Source organism: Janthinobacterium sp. BHSEK, assembly GCF_056174685.1.
On the sequence record NZ_JBWBYV010000016.1, the window covers coordinates 1 to 15,716 of the forward strand.

16 protein-coding genes are annotated in these 15,716 nt (G+C 65.0%); 3 read left to right on the plus strand and 13 right to left on the minus strand.

Going from position 1 to position 15,716, the window contains the following annotated elements; genetic code table 11:
- The 3 genes from AC0V2Y_RS07625 to AC0V2Y_RS07635 all read right to left on the minus strand — a co-directional run.
- The coding region (locus AC0V2Y_RS07625; RefSeq protein WP_475418327.1) for a hypothetical protein at positions 1 to 235 on the minus strand (235 nt) is incomplete at its 3' end.
- 106 nt (positions 236 to 341) lie between these two features.
- Positions 342 to 830 carry a tetratricopeptide repeat protein gene (locus tag AC0V2Y_RS07630; protein WP_475415174.1) on the minus strand — a complete coding sequence of 163 codons (489 nt, stop codon included), beginning with the start codon at positions 828 to 830 and terminating at the stop codon, positions 342 to 344.
- Entirely contained in the window at positions 827 to 2,860 is a 2,034-nt protein-coding gene (locus AC0V2Y_RS07635) for a bifunctional 2',3'-cyclic-nucleotide 2'-phosphodiesterase/3'-nucleotidase (protein ID WP_475415173.1), read from the minus strand. Before AC0V2Y_RS07635 ends, AC0V2Y_RS07630 begins: the two co-directional genes overlap by 4 nt.
- Positions 2,861 to 3,062: 202 nt before the next feature.
- Here AC0V2Y_RS07635 and prfB point away from each other — a divergent pair.
- The 3 genes from prfB (at position 3,063) to lysS (ending at position 6,419) form a co-directional block, all read left to right on the plus strand.
- A protein-coding gene (prfB, locus tag AC0V2Y_RS07640; RefSeq protein ID WP_139143151.1) for a peptide chain release factor 2 occupies positions 3,063 to 4,167 on the plus strand; the annotation gives its coding sequence in 2 pieces (ribosomal slippage) (positions 3,063 to 3,143 and positions 3,145 to 4,167; 1,104 coding nt in all).
- Between the two features lie 2 nt (positions 4,168 to 4,169).
- Positions 4,170 to 4,871: an HAD family hydrolase gene (locus AC0V2Y_RS07645; protein ID WP_475415172.1), complete on the plus strand. Its 702-nt coding sequence runs from the start codon at positions 4,170 to 4,172 to the stop codon at positions 4,869 to 4,871.
- Between the two features lie 18 nt (positions 4,872 to 4,889).
- Positions 4,890 to 6,419 carry a lysine--tRNA ligase gene (gene lysS / locus AC0V2Y_RS07650; protein WP_070291572.1) on the plus strand — a complete coding sequence of 510 codons (1,530 nt, stop codon included), beginning with the start codon at positions 4,890 to 4,892 and terminating at the stop codon, positions 6,417 to 6,419.
- A 204-nt stretch (positions 6,420 to 6,623) separates the two neighbouring features.
- Here the strand turns inward: lysS and AC0V2Y_RS07655 are convergent, their stop codons facing one another.
- From AC0V2Y_RS07655 to AC0V2Y_RS07700, 10 genes are all read right to left on the minus strand, one after another.
- The gene (locus tag AC0V2Y_RS07655) at positions 6,624 to 7,625 is read right to left on the minus strand and encodes a Gfo/Idh/MocA family protein (RefSeq protein ID WP_475415171.1); all 1,002 of its coding nucleotides are present in this window, start codon (positions 7,623 to 7,625) and stop codon (positions 6,624 to 6,626) included.
- Positions 7,626 to 7,637: 12 nt separating this feature from the next.
- The gene (locus AC0V2Y_RS07660) at positions 7,638 to 8,660 is read right to left on the minus strand and encodes a porin (RefSeq protein WP_475415170.1); all 1,023 of its coding nucleotides are present in this window, start codon (positions 8,658 to 8,660) and stop codon (positions 7,638 to 7,640) included.
- 35 nt (positions 8,661 to 8,695) lie between these two features.
- The gene (locus AC0V2Y_RS07665; protein WP_475415169.1) at positions 8,696 to 9,655 is read right to left on the minus strand and encodes a 2-hydroxyacid dehydrogenase; all 960 of its coding nucleotides are present in this window, start codon (positions 9,653 to 9,655) and stop codon (positions 8,696 to 8,698) included.
- A gap of 18 nt (positions 9,656 to 9,673) precedes the next feature.
- Entirely contained in the window at positions 9,674 to 10,633 is a 960-nt protein-coding gene (locus AC0V2Y_RS07670; RefSeq protein WP_475415176.1) for a sugar kinase, read from the minus strand.
- A gap of 11 nt (positions 10,634 to 10,644) precedes the next feature.
- Complete coding sequence (locus tag AC0V2Y_RS07675) at positions 10,645 to 11,391, minus strand: sugar phosphate isomerase/epimerase family protein (protein WP_475415168.1); 747 nt, start codon at positions 11,389 to 11,391, stop codon at positions 10,645 to 10,647.
- A complete protein-coding gene (locus AC0V2Y_RS07680) occupies positions 11,388 to 12,122 on the minus strand; it encodes an amino acid ABC transporter ATP-binding protein (protein WP_475415167.1) in 735 nt (244 codons plus the stop codon). Before AC0V2Y_RS07680 ends, AC0V2Y_RS07675 begins: the two co-directional genes overlap by 4 nt.
- A complete protein-coding gene (locus tag AC0V2Y_RS07685) occupies positions 12,109 to 12,759 on the minus strand; it encodes an amino acid ABC transporter permease (RefSeq protein WP_475415166.1) in 651 nt (216 codons plus the stop codon). The genes AC0V2Y_RS07680 and AC0V2Y_RS07685 overlap by 14 nt, the downstream gene beginning before the upstream one ends.
- 1 nt (position 12,760) lies before the next feature.
- Positions 12,761 to 13,453 (minus strand): amino acid ABC transporter permease, encoded by a 693-nt coding sequence (locus AC0V2Y_RS07690; RefSeq protein ID WP_121669805.1) that lies wholly within the window; start codon positions 13,451 to 13,453, stop codon positions 12,761 to 12,763.
- A gap of 90 nt (positions 13,454 to 13,543) precedes the next feature.
- Positions 13,544 to 14,350: a transporter substrate-binding domain-containing protein gene (locus AC0V2Y_RS07695; protein WP_475415165.1), complete on the minus strand. Its 807-nt coding sequence runs from the start codon at positions 14,348 to 14,350 to the stop codon at positions 13,544 to 13,546.
- 216 nt (positions 14,351 to 14,566) lie between these two features.
- Positions 14,567 to 15,637, minus strand: coding sequence for a LacI family DNA-binding transcriptional regulator (locus AC0V2Y_RS07700; RefSeq protein ID WP_475415164.1), 1,071 nt, complete (start codon positions 15,635 to 15,637; stop codon positions 14,567 to 14,569).
- Positions 15,638 to 15,716: the final 79 nt, after the last annotated feature.

Here is a 15,716-nt window from a genome sequence, read left to right on the forward strand (position 1 = left end):
GCTTCGGATGGCCCATCTTGACAGGCGCGGGCAGCTGCGCCATCGCGCAAGACGCCACCATCGCCAGCATGCCCAGACCCGCATGCCGCCATCGTTTGCCTGGCAGGCGCGGGGAGACATCACGGACGGATTTCCTTGCCATTGCTTGCATTGCCATACGTTTCCTCAATTTCCATAACAAAGTTATCAAAAGACCATTCATGACATACTGCCACGGATCTTTTAATAACAACAATAAATGGACTCAAACTGAGCCAAATAGAGAAGAAAATATAAGGAAAGGACTTATTTGCGAGAATTAATATTTCTTGAGAAAAATAAGCAATTCTCCAGGCGCATCATCACGGCTCGGCGGCACGGTGCCCCATCGCATGCGTGGCCATCTTCAGGTACAGGAAGGACTGTTCCTCGCTATGCGCATAGCCCATCTGCCCTTCGGCCAGGGCGACGGATTTCTGCTGCAGCGCTTCCGGGTAGTCCAGGTCGCAGGCGGCGTCGAGCCAGTAGCGCGCCCTGGCTTCGTCGGTATCGGCCAGCATGTTCGCCACGATGAACATGGCGGGCGCCACGCCCCGTTGCGCGGCCAGTTCCAGCCAGCGCAGCGCGGCAGCGCCGTCCTGCGGGCCGCCCATGCCGTTCTTGTGCATCAGTCCCAGATAGTACGCGGCGGGACCGCTGCCCTGCCCCGCCTCGCGTTCGAACAGGATGCGCGCCTGCGGCTGGGTCGCGCCCCCCGCGCGCATCAATATCTTGGCCTGGGCCGTCAGGTCCGGCCCTGCCGATGCCAGCGGCGATACGGCCAGGGCGATGGCACACAACCATGCCTTCATTTCGACAGGTCGAGCTGATACAGCGCAAAGCCCTTGCCCGCGCCGTCGTCAGCTTTCAGCTGCGTCACGTTGTCGATGCCGGCCGCTTTCGCCAGCTCGATCACGCCCGGCGCGGAATGGAACACCACCGGGCCTTTGGTGGCCACCTTGGCGAAGCGCCAGCTGCGCGCCGAACCGTTTTTCGCGCGCGTCAGGTTTTTCTGCTGCGTGACGTAGGCAATCAAGAGTTCGCGGTTGTTGTCGGGCGAGGCCACCACCGTCTTGCTGCCGTCGAGGCCAGGGAAATTGCCGCCGCCGCTGGCGCGGTAGTTATTCGTCGCGATGAGGAACTCCTGGCTGGAATCCACGGGCTTGCCCTTGTACGTCAGCGCCTGGATGCGCTGGCCCGGCGGCTGCGTGACGTCGATCTGGTAGCGCACGTCGGCACTGGTGATGGCGTCGAAGTTATAGCTTGGGTGGGCCGTGTTGACCAGTTCCTGCGCTTCCAGCTTGTTCGGGTCGATGGTGTTGAAGCGCCGCGCCGACTGCTCCAGCCAGGCTTTCAGCTCCGCGCCATTCATCTTCACGCCGTACAGCGCGTTCGGATACAGATACAAATCGGCCGCATTGTTCAGCGCCACGTTGCCCGCCTTCACGTCCGTGTAGTCGGACACCCCGGCCGAGCCGCTCTTGAACGGCGACGACATCGACAGCACGGGCAAGTGCGCGTACTGCGGCAAATTCGCTTTTACATACGCGGCCAGGTAGCCGGCCTGCGCCTGGTTCACCACCTCGATGGCGCTGACGTCGCCCACGTCGGCGAAATACGTCGACATGCGGAAGTCCGTGGCGCCGACCGGTGTCTGCACGTAGGCGATCGTCGCCGCGTGCTCCTCGGCCACCAGTGTGGCGATGGCTGGATCGGGAGTGACATAACTCTTGTCCGCGTTCTGGATGCCGCGCGCTTCCACCGTCGTGGCGCTCTTGTCGATCACCCACTGCTTGCCGTCGTGGCGCAGGCGCAAGCCGATCACGCCCAGGTGCTTGCCCCACAAATTGGCCATCACGGTGGGCACGCCGTTGACCAATCCTTTGACCTTGTCGACGCCGGGCAGATTAAACTGCGGCACCGTGCTGGCCGCGTTCGGGAACAGCTGGTGCGAATGGCCGATCAGCATGGCGTCCACGCCCGGCACTTGCGACAGGTAGTAATTGCCGTTTTCCATGGTCGGCGAGTACGGGCTGTCATCGAGGCCGCCGTGCGAGATGGCCACCACCAGTTCGGCGCCCTTCGCGCGCATCTCGGGAATGAATTTTTCCGCCGTCTCGCGCACGCCCTGCGTATAGACGCGCCCTTCCAGCCAGCGCTTGTCCCAGGCCATGATGGTGGGCGGCGCGAAGCTGATGATGCCCACCTTCACGGTGGCGGTGATGGCCTTGCCATCGGGGCCGGCGGCCGTGATCTGCTTGTCGATGATGTGGTACGGCGCAAACAGGGGCTTGCCCGTCCTGGCGCTGTAGACGTTGGCCAGCACTTGCGGGAACGCGGGGCCGGCGCAGCGCGGTTTGCCGGCATCGACGCTGTCGACGTCGAAGCGGTTGCCCGTCACCTGGCTCAGGAACGCCAGGCCGTAGTTGAATTCATGGTTGCCGATGCCGCCGCCGTCCACTTTCAGCAAATTCATCGCCTTGTAGATGGCCAGGGTCTGGTCGCAGGCCAGCGGTTTGACCAATGCCTGGTAGTCGGCCAGCGCCGTGCCCTGGATGGTGTCGCCGTTGTCGAGCAGCAGATTGTTCGGGAATTGCGCACGCGCCTGGGCGATCAGGGCCGCCGTGCGTTCCAGGCCGATCGACGGTTCCGCCTGCAGCTTGTAGTAGTCATAACTGAGTACGTTCGCGTGCAAGTCCGTCGTCTCCAGCAGGGCCAGGGTGGCGCTGCTGCCGGCCGGCGCGGCCGATGGCGCCGGGGCGGATCCCGTGGCGGCGGGCGGCAAGGCGCCGCAGCCGGCCAGCAGCAGCGGTAACAGGGCGAGACGGGGAAGTTGAAGCATGATGTGTTCCTGTGGAAAGACAATATCGCCAGCATCATACGCAGCACGATAGCCATCATCAAGGCAAAAATATTGTCGCAAATACAGCAAAATACGCATTTTATTGCCCCGCGCGGCCGCAATTGCGCCGCGGCGGCAGCGGAAACGCGCCACGCTCGCGTATAATTCAGGGTTTGATTTCACCATAGAAGACCAGAACATTATGGAAGCCGAACGCATCAATATCATCTCCGCCCTGCTCAACGACCTGACGGTCCGCGAAGCCGAACTTCGGAGGTATCTTTGACTTCACTGTCAAGTCGGAGAAACTAGAGCAAGTCAACGAAGAACTGGAAGACCCTACCGTCTGGAACGATCCCAAGCGCGCCCAGGACCTCGGTAAGGAGAAGAAGGCGCTGGAAGCCATCGTCTTTACCCTGGCCAAGGCCGATGCCGACCTGCGCGACACCCGCGACCTGTTCGACATGGCCCGCGAAGAAGGCGACGACGAGACCCTGGAAGCGATCGAGCAGGACGTGCAGGAAATCCGCAAGGTCATCGAAAGCATGGAATTCCGCCGGATGTTCAACAATCCGATGGACCCGAACAACTGCTTCATCGATATCCAGGCCGGCGCCGGCGGCACGGAAGCCCAGGACTGGGCCTCGATGCTGTTGCGCCAGTACCTGCGCTATTGCGAACGCAAGGGTTTTAAAGTTGAAATCCTCGAGCAGTCCGACGGCGAGGTCGCCGGCATCAAGACGGCCACTTTGAAGGTCGAAGGCGATCACGCCTACGGCTTCCTGCGCACGGAAACGGGCGTGCACCGCCTGGTGCGCAAGTCGCCGTTCGACTCCGCCAACGGCCGCCACACCTCGTTTACGTCGCTGTTCGTGTATCCGGAAGTCGACGATTCGATCGAGATCGACGTCAACCCGGCCGATATCCGCGTCGATACCTACCGCGCGTCGGGCGCCGGCGGTCAGCACATCAACAAGACCGACTCCGCCGTCCGCATGACCCATGCGCCAACCGGCATCGTGGTGCAGTGCCAGAACGACCGTTCGCAGCACCGCAACCGCGCCGAAGCGATGGAAATGCTGAAAGCGAAACTGTACGAGCATGAACTGCGCAAGCGCATGAGCGAACAGCAAAAGCTGGAAGACTCGAAGACGGACGTGGGCTGGGGTCACCAGATCCGCTCCTACGTGCTGGACCAGTCCCGCATCAAGGACTTGCGCACCGGTTTCGAGACGGGCAATACCAAGGGCGTGCTCGATGGCGACATCGACGACTTCATCTCCGCCTCGCTCAAGCAAGGCGTATAAGGATGAACGCATCCGCTCCGGTGCCGGCGCAGCGCGCCTTCCTGTTCGACATGGATGGCACGATCGTCGACAACATGGCCTTCCACACGACATCGTGGCTGGCGTTCTTTGAACGCCACGGCCATGCGCTGGACGCGGACGCCTTTTTCCGCGACACGGCGGGACGGCAGGGACACGAAATCATCGCCAAGTACCTGGGCGAGGATGCCGACCACGTCACCCTGCTGGCGGAAAAGGAAGTCGTCTACCGCGAACTGTATGGCCCGCACCTGGCCACGGTGCTTGGCTTCGACCGGCTGATCGCCAGCGCGCGCCAGCATGGCGTGGGACTGGTGGTCGGCACGGCCGCGCCGGACGAGAATATCGCGTTCACGCTCGACGGCCTGGACCTGCGCCACCACTTCGACGCCATCGTCGGCGCCGCCGACGTGGAACGGGGCAAGCCGCACCCGGACGTGTTCCTGAAAGGCGCGCAGCTGGCCGGCGCGCTGCCGCAAGACTGCATCGTCTTCGAAGACGCGCCCCTGGGCGTGGAAGCGGCGCGCCGTGCCGGCATGCGGGTCGTGGTACTCACCACCACCCTGCCGGCCGAGGCGTTTGCCGCATTCGACAACATCATTGCCATCGTGCCGGATTTCTCCGCACTCGACGTCGACGCACTGTTTGCCAGCGTGGCGCCAGCGCTGGCACCACATCATCAATAATCACCAACGAAGAACACCATGACTACGGATATCCAAGAACAAGCCGCCGCCCCCGATGAAAACAAGATCATCGCCGAGCGCCGCGTCAAGCTGGCCGCACTGCGCGAACAAGGCGTCGCCTTCCCGAACGATTTCCGCCCCGAGCACAAGGCGGCCGATCTGCACGCGCAATACGGCGGCAAGACGCGCGAAGAGCTGGAAGCCGAACCTGTCACCGTGGTGCTGGCCGGCCGCATGATGCTCAAGCGCGAAGCGGGCAAGAAAGCCGCCTTCGCCACCCTGCAGGACGCTTCCGGCCCGAAGGCCGACGGCCGCATCCAGATCTACGCCACGCTTGATCTCACCGGCGAAGCGGCCATGGCCGCCCTGCACCACTATGACCTGGGCGATATCCTGGGCGTGACGGGCACCCTGTTCAAGACCAAGACGGACGAACTGACCATCAAGGTCACCGAACTGCGCCTGATCACCAAGTCGCTGCGCCCGCTGCCGGACAAATTCCACGGCCTGGCCGACCAGGAAACGAAGTACCGCCAGCGCTACGTCGACCTGATCATGAACGAAGAGACGCGCCGCACCTTCAAGGCGCGTACCGCCGCCATCTCGTCAATCCGCCGCTTCATGGAAAAGAACGAGTTCATGGAAGTGGAAACGCCGATGCTGCACACGATCCCCGGCGGCGCGGCGGCCAAGCCGTTCATCACGCACCACAATGCGCTCGACATGCAGATGTTCCTGCGCATCGCGCCCGAGCTGTACCTGAAGCGCCTGGTCGTGGGCGGCTTCGACCGCGTGTTCGAGATCAACCGCAACTTCCGCAACGAAGGCGTGTCGATCCGTCACAACCCGGAATTCACGATGATGGAATTCTATGCGGCCTATACCGACTACAAATGGCTGATGGATTTCACGGAAGCCGTCATCCGCCAGGCCGCCATCGACGCGCACGGCACCGCCACCCTGACCTACGGCGGCCGCGAACTCGATTTGGCAAAACCGTTCCACCGCCTGACCATCGTCGAAGCGATCAACAAGTACGCGCCGGGCTACACGCCGGAGCAGCTGAACGATGCTGACTTTATCAAGGAAGAGCTGAAGAAGTTCGGCGTCAAGCCGTTCGCCACGGCCGGCCTGGGCGCGCTGCAACTGGCGCTGTTCGAAGAGACGGCTGAAGCGCAGCTGTGGGAACCGACCTACATCATCGACTACCCTGTTGAAGTGTCGCCACTGGCGCGCGCTTCCGACACGGTGGCCGGCATCACCGAACGTTTTGAACTGTTCATGGTGGGCCGCGAGATCGCCAACGGCTTCTCCGAGTTGAACGACGCGGAAGACCAGTCGGCCCGCTTCCTGGCGCAAGTCGCTGCCAAGGATGCCGGCGATGAAGAGGCGATGTTCTACGACGCCGACTACATCCGCGCGCTGGAATACGGCATGCCGCCAGCCGGCGGCTGCGGCATCGGCATCGACCGCCTGATGATGATCATCACGGATTCGCCGAACATCCGCGACGTCCTGCTGTTCCCTCACTTGCGCCGCGAAGAGTGATGAACACCTGAAAAATCTACTGCGCGTCGCGATTTGCGGCCTGCGATGCTCACTGCCTCGGCGGCCCCGTGCCCAGCACAGTTGCGCTTCTTAGCCGCAACTCACATCCGCTCGCTACGATTTTTCAGGCGTTCGAGGCTTCAAGGCAAAAAAAGCCGCCTGATTTTTTTAATCAGGCGGCTTTTTTACGTCTGCCGCAGGCCGTCAGCCGGCCAGGGTCACGCGCTGGTGGCTGCGGCTCGCTTGCTGCGCCGCCAGCGCCGTCGCCAGCGCGCGCATGCCGTCGTCGCCCGTGGCGGCCGGCTGCCCTTCGCCGCACATGGCGCGCTGGAAGGCACGCACCGAGCGCACGTATAGGTTCTCGTGCTCGACGGGGATGTCGACGCTGCCGCCGTCGCGCGTCAGGCTGATGCTGCCGACGGGACGCTGCGTCATCACGCCGGTGGCGAAGATGGTGCCCTTGCTGCCGATGATTTCCACGCCGGACAGCGAATACGGCGCGTTGAACGCATCGTGCACCTGCACCAAAGTGCCGTTGTCGAACTCGATGACGGCCATCAGGCCTTCTTCCAGCCCGGCCACCGTCATGCCGCCGCTGGTGGCGCAGGCGGTGACGTGGCGCGGTTCCGCGTCCAGCAGGAAGCGCAGGGTGTCGACGTCGTGCACGAACATGTCGAGCGTGACGCCGCCCGATTCCGGCGCATCCAGGCGCCAGCCGCGCAGGTGCTGCGGCAGGTTGTTCGCGTGCAGCACGCGGCAATACAAGGGCTGGCCGATCTCGCCCGCGCGTATCAGCTCGCGCACCTTGCCGTGGCTGGCGGCGTTGCGCAGGTGGTGGTTAATCCCCAGTACCACGCCCGCTTCGGCGCAGCCGTCGACCATGCGGCGGGCGTCGTCCAGGTTCAGCGCCAGCGGTTTTTCGCACAGCACGTGCTTGCCCGCGCGCGCCGCCTGCAATGTCTGCGCCATGTGCCATTCGTTGGTGGTGCTGATGTACACGGCGTCCGCGCCTGGATGGGCCAGCGCCGCAGCCAGGTCCGTGTAGCTGGCGGCGATGCCGAATTGCCCGGCAAAGGCGGCGCCGCGCGCGGCATCCGTGCTGACCACGGCCAGCACTTCCGCGTCGCCCTGCTGGCGGATCGCGTCGACCATCCATTCGCGCGCCACGGTGCTGGCGCCGACCAAAATCCATCCGGTTTTCTTCATTCGATTCTCCAGTTAAAAAGTGTGGCGCAGGCCCAGGTTCCAGGCCTGGTTGCCGGTGCCGTTGTCGGTGGCATTGCCCACCAGGTAGGCGGCGCCGTTGCGGTTGTCGATGTGCGCGTAGGCCGCGTACAAGGTGCTGCGTTTCGACAGCGCGTACGTGTAGCCGATGCCGAGCTGGCTAGCGTCGCCGCTGGCGGCGCGCCGGTCGTCGCGCCGCACGTACGAAAACAGGATGCGGTGCGGACCCACGGGCACGGTGGCGCCCAGCATCAGGTCCGCGCTGTCGACCGTGGTGGCAGCGCCCGCCGTGCTCTTGCTGACGGCGACGGCGCCATGCGCCTTGACGACGCCGAAGTCCCAGGTGGCGCCCAGCACCGTGTTTCTCGCCGTCCCCGCCAACTGCGCGGCAGACAGGGTATTGGCGTCCTGGTGCGCCATGCGCACATGCAGCGGCCCGCTGGCATAGGTGGCCGCCGCGCCCGTGTAGCGCCTGGCCGAAGCGTCGCCCGGCACTTCGCCGAAGCCGTACGCCAGTTCGCCGGACAGTCCCCCGCGCACGGGCGAGCTGTAGGTGATGCTGTTGTCGACGCGGCTGATGTAGCCGGCCGTGAAGACGTTGCTCATCCTGCCCGCAAAACCCAGGTAAAACGGGTCCAGCGCCCCCAGGCTGCTGTCGATGAAGGTGTACTGGCGGCCCAGCCGCAAGGTGCCCGCCGCGCAGGCGAGGCCGACGAAGGCCTGGCGCCCGAACAGCAGGCCGCCCTGGGCCGAAGCGCCCGTGTCGGCCAGGATGCCCGCATCCATCGTAAAGATCGCCGTCATGCCGCCGCCCAGGTCTTCGCTGCCCTTGAAACCCAGGCGCGAACCGTTGGCGATGCCGCTCGTCAGCTTGAGCACCCTGCCTCCGGGGCCGCCGCTCTCGGACACCACGCCCAGGTCCGCGATGCCGTACATGGCCACGTTCGACTGCGCCGCGCACAGGCCGCCGCAGGCGCCCGCGCCGATGATCATTGCCCTTGCTACCTTGTTCTTCATCTCTTGCCCTGTCCATTCTTTTATAAATACTGTTCTTAGCTGACCAGGTGACGCGGCCGCTCGCCGCGCAGGCCGGCCAGCAGGTTGTCCACGGCTTGCTGCGCCATGGCGTAGCGCGTTTCATGCGTGGCCGAGCCGATATGCGGCAGCGCCACCACGTTGGCCATGCGCGGCAGCGGATTGTCCGGCGCCAGCGGTTCGCGCTCGAACACGTCCAGGCCGGCGCCGTGGATGGTGCCCTGCTGCAGCGCCTCGATCAGCGCCGCCTCGTCGACGATGCGCCCGCGCGAGCCGTTGATGAAGATGGCGCCGGGGCGCATCAGCGCGAATTCGCGCCGCCCCATCATGCGTTCCGTCTGCGCCGTCAGCGGCAGCACCACGCAAACGAAGTCGGAGCCGGCCAGCAGCTCGTCGAGCGCCACCTGGCGCGCGCCCAGCGCCGCCTCCACCTCGGGCACGGCCTCGCCGTTCACGTACAGCACCTGCATGCCGAAGCCCAGCGCGGCGCGGCGGGCGACGGCGCGGCCGATGCGGCCCATGCCCAGCATGCCGATGGTCTTGCCGTGCACATTGACGCCGTACTGGCTTTCGCCCACGCTGCGCGTCCAGCGTCCGGCCTTGACGAATTCGGCCAGTTCGACGACCCTCCGCGCGCTGGCGAGGATCAGCGCGAAGATCGTGTCGGCCGTCGTTTCCGTCAGCACGTCCGGCGTATTGGCCAGCAAAATGCCCCGTTCGCGCAAGTAATCGACGTCGAACTGGTCGACGCCCACCGAAATGGTGGAAATGATGCGCAAGTCTTCGGCCGGGTCCAGCAGTTCGCGGTCCAGGCGCACGCTGGCGCCCAGCAAGCCATGCGCACCGCGGATGGCGGCGGCGAACGCGGCGCGGTTGCCCGCGTCGATCGCTTCGAAATACGTCACCTCGCATTCGGCGCGCAGGCGCGCCAGCAGCGGTTCGGCCAGCTTTTTATACACAAGCACATGTTTTTTCACGAGTTTTCCCCTGTTCGTTCAAGATTGACCCAGCGCGTCGAGCTGGGCGCGGGTCGGCAAGCCTTCCATGTCGCCGGCCACCTGGATGGCGAAGGCGCCGACGCGGTTGCCGCGCCGTACCGCCTGCGCCAGCGGCAAGCCTTCCAGCAAGGCGCTGACCAGGCCGGCCGCGAAGCCGTCGCCGGCGCCCACCGTGTCGACCACGTTGTCCACGCGCTCGCCCGCCACCATGCCGCTGTCGCCGTCGGCCGTGCGGTAGTAGGCGCCCTCGGCGCCCAGCTTGATGACCACCAGCCGCGCGCCCTGCTGCAGATAAAAGCCGGCGACGTCGTGCGGCAGGTCATGACCGGTGAGGATTTTTCCCTCCCCCAGGCCGGGCAGCACCCAGTCGGCCCTGGCGGCAAGGCGGTTGATCTGCTCCACCATGACGGCTTGCGACGGCCACAACGAGGGCCGCAGGTTCGGATCGAACGACACGGTCCGGCCATGCTCGCGCATGAAGTCGATGGCCTGGCCGGCGAACGCCAGGCTGGTGGCGGACAGCGCGGCGGCCACGCCCGTGGCGTGCAGGTGGCGCGCGGACAGGAAATAGGCGGGGTCGAAGTGCTCGGGCGCCAGCCGGCTGGCGGCGGAACCCTTGCGGAAGTATTCGACCAGGGGATCGGCGCCGTTCTCGGCCTTCTCCTTGAGCAGGAAGCCGCTGGACTGGCCGGCGACGGCGGCGACCCGGCTGCAATCGACGCCCTCTGCCTGCACGCTGGCGCGGATGAAGCGGCCGAACGAGTCATCGCCCACCCTGCTGAGCCAACCGACTTTCAAGCCCAGGCGCGCCAGGCCGATGGCGACGTTCGTCTCGGCGCCGGCCAGGCGGCGCGTGAAATGCGCCACGGCCGCCAGGTCGCCCGTTTCCTCGGCAACGAACATCGCCATCGCTTCGCCGTAGGTGACGACGTCGAGCGCATGCGCTCCATGCATCATTTCGTGTTCCATCATGCGGCCTCCAGCATCCGGATGTAGCGGCCCGTTTCAGCCACCAGGTCGGTAGCCTCCAGCGGGAATTCGATGGCCCGCTGCACGCCCGGCGCAAAGTGCGCGAAGACGGCGCGCCAGGCCGGATCGGCGTCGGAAACGGCGCAGGCGGACAGCCGGCCCCCATCCTCCAGCACGGCCTTGCAGTGCACATAGCGCACGTACGGCGCCAGCAGGCGCGCCGCCTGCTGCGCATCCTCGCCCACCCAGCGCCAGTTGCCGATGTCGAAGGTCAGCCCCACGGGCAGGCCGATGTCGCGCGCCGCAGCCAGGAAGCGCGCCATGGTCGCCAGCTTGCCGCCATGGGCCGTCTGGTCGTTTTCCACCAGCAGCGCCACGGGCGCCGCCGCCAGCTGGGCGTTCAAGGCGTGCAAGGCCGGCGCGGCCGGGTAATAACCCAGCGACACCTTCAGGTAGCGCGCCCCGAGGCGCGCCGCCTCGTCCAGCATCTGCTGCAGCAGTTCCTGCCGTAGCAGCCCGTCCGCGTCCCACAATTCGATGGGCGTGGAATACACCGAGTACAGGCCGCGCGCGGCCACCGCCGCGCCCATGCGCGCCAGGTCCGGCCAGTCGGAGGTGAACAGTTCGCGGCGGATCTCGATGCCGGCGCCGCCCGCATCGGCCACCACGTCGATGAAATGGCTTTGCCCCAGCTGCCTTACCCTGCTTGCGCCGTAGGCCGACGCCGCCACCAAAACGGGGCTCATTTGATCGCTCCCGCGCCGACGAACTGGCGCGCTTCGGGCGTTTGCGGATTGCTGAAGAACGCTTCCGACGGCCCGCTTTCCCACACCAATCCCTGGTGCATGAAGACGGTGACGTCAGCCATGCGCCGCGCGAACTCCATCTCGTGCGTCACCAAGAGCATCGTCATGCCCGCCCGCGCCAGCTCTTCCATCACATTCAGCACTTCCTGCGTCAGTTCCGGGTCGAGCGCCGACGTCACTTCGTCGAACAGCATCACCTGCGGCTCCAACGCCAGCGAACGGGCGATCGCCACGCGCTGCTGCTGGCCGCCCGACAGCTGCTCGGGATAGGCTTCGTGCTTGTGGTCCAGGCCCACCTGCTTGAGCACGCGCAGCGCCGTGGCGCGGCCCTGGGCGTCAGGCACCTTCTTGACGATGCGCGGCGCCAGCATGACGTTTTCTTCCACCGTCAGGTGGGGGAACAGGTTGTAGCTCTGGAAGACCATGCCGACGTCCTTGCGCAAGTCGAGCAGGTGTTCCTGGCGCGCCGTCAGCGTGTGGCCGGCCACGACGATGCTGCCGCTGTCGATGGTTTCCAGGCCGTTGATACAGCGCAGCATGGTGCTCTTGCCGGAGCCGCTGCGGCCGATCACGGCGATCACCTGGCCACGCTCGACGGCGAACGAGACGCCCTTGAGCACGTGGTTGGCGCCGAAGCTCTTGCTGATATTGTCGATTTCAACGATGGGCATGGAATTTCCTTTCCAGTGAATGGCTGTAGCGCGACAGCGGATAGCACAGCGCGAAGTAGATCAGGGCGACGACGGGGAAGACGATGAAAGGCAGGAAGGTCGCATTGCTGACCAGTTGCCCGGCCCGCGTCAGTTCCACCACGCCGATGATCGAGGTGATCGAAGTGTTCTTGATGATCTGCACCATGAAGCCCACCGTCGGCGGCAGCGAATGGCGCAGCGCCTGCGGCAGGATGACGTAGCGCAGCTGCTGGTAGCGGTTCAGCGCCAGCGCGGCCGATGCTTCCCACTGCTGCCGCTGCACGCCTTCGATGCAGCCGCGCCAGATCTCGCCCAGGTAGGCGCTGGCAAAGATCGTCATCGCCGCGCCGGCCGCGATAATCGGCGACAGCTTGTAGCCGAACAGGGCCAGGCCGTAATACGTCAGGAACAGCACGATCAGCACGGGCGTGCCCTGGACCAGCTGGATGTACAGGGCGCTGATGCAGCGCAGGACCGGGCTGCGCGCCGTGCGCAGCAGCGCCACCGCGAAGCCGGCGATGCCGCCCGTGATGAAGACGAGCAGCGACAGGCCGATGGTCCAGCGCGTGGCCTCGAGCAGGAATTGCAGGTTATCCCAGGAAAAATCACTGATCATGTCAAGCTCCCATGCGCGCCGCGCCCAGACGGCGGCGGCGTTTGAAGACGATCTGGCCCAGCACCCAGAAGCCGAAGCGGAACAGCAGGGCCAGCACGATGTACAGCACCATCACGACGATGTAGATCTCGAAGCTGCGGAAGGTTTCCGCGTCGAGCAGGTGGGCGGCGGCGGTCAGCTCTTCGGCGGAAATTGCCGACACGACGCTCGAGGCGAGCATCATCAAGGTGAACTGGCTGGCCAGCGCCGGATACACCTTTTCCAGCGCCGGTAGCAGCACCACGTGGCGCATCACCTGCCAGCGCGTCATGCCCAAGGCTTGGGCCGCCTCCAGCTGCGAGGGATGCACGGCGCCGATGCCGGCACGCACGATTTCCGCCGCATAGGCGCCCAGGTTGACCGTCATGGCGACCAGGGCCGCGCCGTTCGCGTCGAGCTGCAGGCCCAGCGACGGCAAGCCGAAGTAGATGATGAACAGCTGCACCAGGAACGGCGTACTGCGGATCACCTCGACATACGCGCGCACCACGGCGCGGGCATAGGCGGGACCGTTCTTCAGGATGACGGCGGCGCACACGCCCACCGCCAGGCCCAGCACCATCGCCAGGGCGCTCAGGCGTATCGTCAGCGCCGCGCCCCACAACAGGCGGTCCAGCGATTGCATGACGAGTTCGAAATGAAATTCATACGGCATACTCAACTCCTTGTCTGCGTGCGCATCCCCGGCCGCGCCACCGTGGCGGCGCGCCGTGCGGACGGGCACTTTCCTATGCGGCTGGCGGTATCAGAAGGTCGGCAGCGCCGGCAGCGGCGCGCCGCTCCACTTGCGCGCGATGGCGTCGAGTTCGCCGTTCAGCTTGACGTAGTAGATGAAGTTGTTGAGCCACTGGTGCAGCTCGAAGTCGCCGCGGCGCACCGCCATCGAGTTCGGCTGCAGCGAGTAGGTGAAGCGGACCTCGATCTTGCCCGCGCCGCGCGTCTTGATGATGTCGAGCGCCATCGTGCTGGGGATCGAGACGGCGTCGACCTGCTTGCTGAGCAAGGCCTGGGTGACGGTGGCGTCATCCTCGAAACGCACGATATTGGTGCCGGCCGGCGCCATGCGGCTCAGCGCCGTGTCGTTGGTGGTGCCGCGCGTCACGCCCACTTTCTTGCCCTTCAACTCGGCCAGGGCCTTGAATTTGCCGCCGACCGGCGCGACGATGGCCAGTTCGAAGGCGCTGTAGGGCATGGTGAACATCAGGGTCTTGGCCCGTTCCGGCGTGGGCGCCAAGGTCGCCACGAGGAAATCGACCTTGCCCGACTCCAGCGACGGCACGCGCGACGGCGCCGTCAACGGCACCACTTCCACGGGCAGGTTCATGTATTTGCCGATCAGGTTGGCGACGTCGACGTCATAGCCGACGGGCGCGCCCTTGGCGTCGATGCTGCCAAATGGCGGCGTGCCGCTGACCACGCCGATGGTCAGCTTGCCTTTCTTGATCAGGTCGCCAAGCGTCTGGGCGCCGGCGTCGGCGGCCGCGCCCAGGGCGCACGTGGCTGCCAGTGCGCAAGCCAGTATCTTCGAATAGAACAGTGTCGTCATCTTCATGTTTCCGTCTCCTGTGATCCCGGTACCGGCCTCGTCGAGGCACTTCCGGGAATAGTGTCAAATGGACGATTTATTTCGTCTCTTGCCGTATCACTCCAACTGCATGCCAACCATTGCCCTGCCTGACTATCCACGCTCCTTTCCCAGGTGAATATCATCTATGAAACCGGTTCCATAACGATCTCAAAAAAAAAGGGCAACGCCCTCTTCCCCTTCTCAAGCGTCGCCGCCCTTGCGTACTTCGCTACCCTGAGTGGAATTGCGCACAATCAACTTGCCAGGCAACAGCACCTCGCGCGGCGGGCATTGATCGCCCTGCAGGCGCGACAGCATGCACGTCATCGCCGAAAAGCCGATGTCATAGGTCTGCTGCTCGATCGTGCTCAGGCCCGCCAGCGGCGACCATGGCAATTCATCAAAGCCCAGCAAGCCCACGTCCTGCGGCATGCGCAAGGCAAGGCGCTGCAGCATCAGCGCCAGTTCCAGCGCCACCATGCCGTTCGAGGCCAGCAGCGCCACGCGGCGGCCGCGCCACTGCGCCAGGCATTGCCGCACCTGCGCGTCGATGGCGGACCGGTCGTCCAGGTCCACGGCCAGCACTTCGCCCACGCAGCCGGGATGCTCGGCCATCACGGCCTGGAACCCTTCGGCGCGCATCAGCCGCGAACTGACGCCCGTCAATGGCGGCGCGACGAAGGCGATGGCGTCGAAACCCTGTTCGATCAGATGCGCGGTGGCCAGCCGGCCCGCCTGCACATTGTCCAGGCCCACGAGGTCGAAATCGGCGCCCTCGATGCGGCGGTCGACCAGCACGATGGGCATGTCCGCCTGCTGCAGGTCGGACGACTGAATATTGCGCCCCTGCGTGTTGACGATCAGTCCTTCCACGCTGTACGAGCGCAGCGCGGCCAGCGACTGGCGTTCGCGCTGTTCGTCATTGCCGGTATTGCACAAAATCAAGGTATAGCCATGCTGCTGGCAAGCCGCTTCCACGCCTTGCAGCACGGCCACGGTGTAGGGATTGAGCATGTCGGCCACGACCATGCCGATCAGGCGCGTGCGTCCCCGCTTGAGGCCCCGCGCCATCTGGTTCGGCTGGTAGCCAAGGCGCGCGATGGTGCTGGCGATCTGCTGGCGGATGTTCTCGGACAGGGCATCGAGTTCGCCGCCGAGAAAGCGCGACACGCTGGTCTTCGACACGCCCGCCTCGCGCGCCACCTGGGCGATGGTCACGGGCCGGGCCGGTTCGCCGGAAACTGTTTTCTTGCTGCCGCGTACTGAATCCAAGGGTACTCTCCACTACCTGTTGATCTGCATATTCTTATTTTGGAACCGGTTCCAAAGATAGCACCCACGCATCGATGAC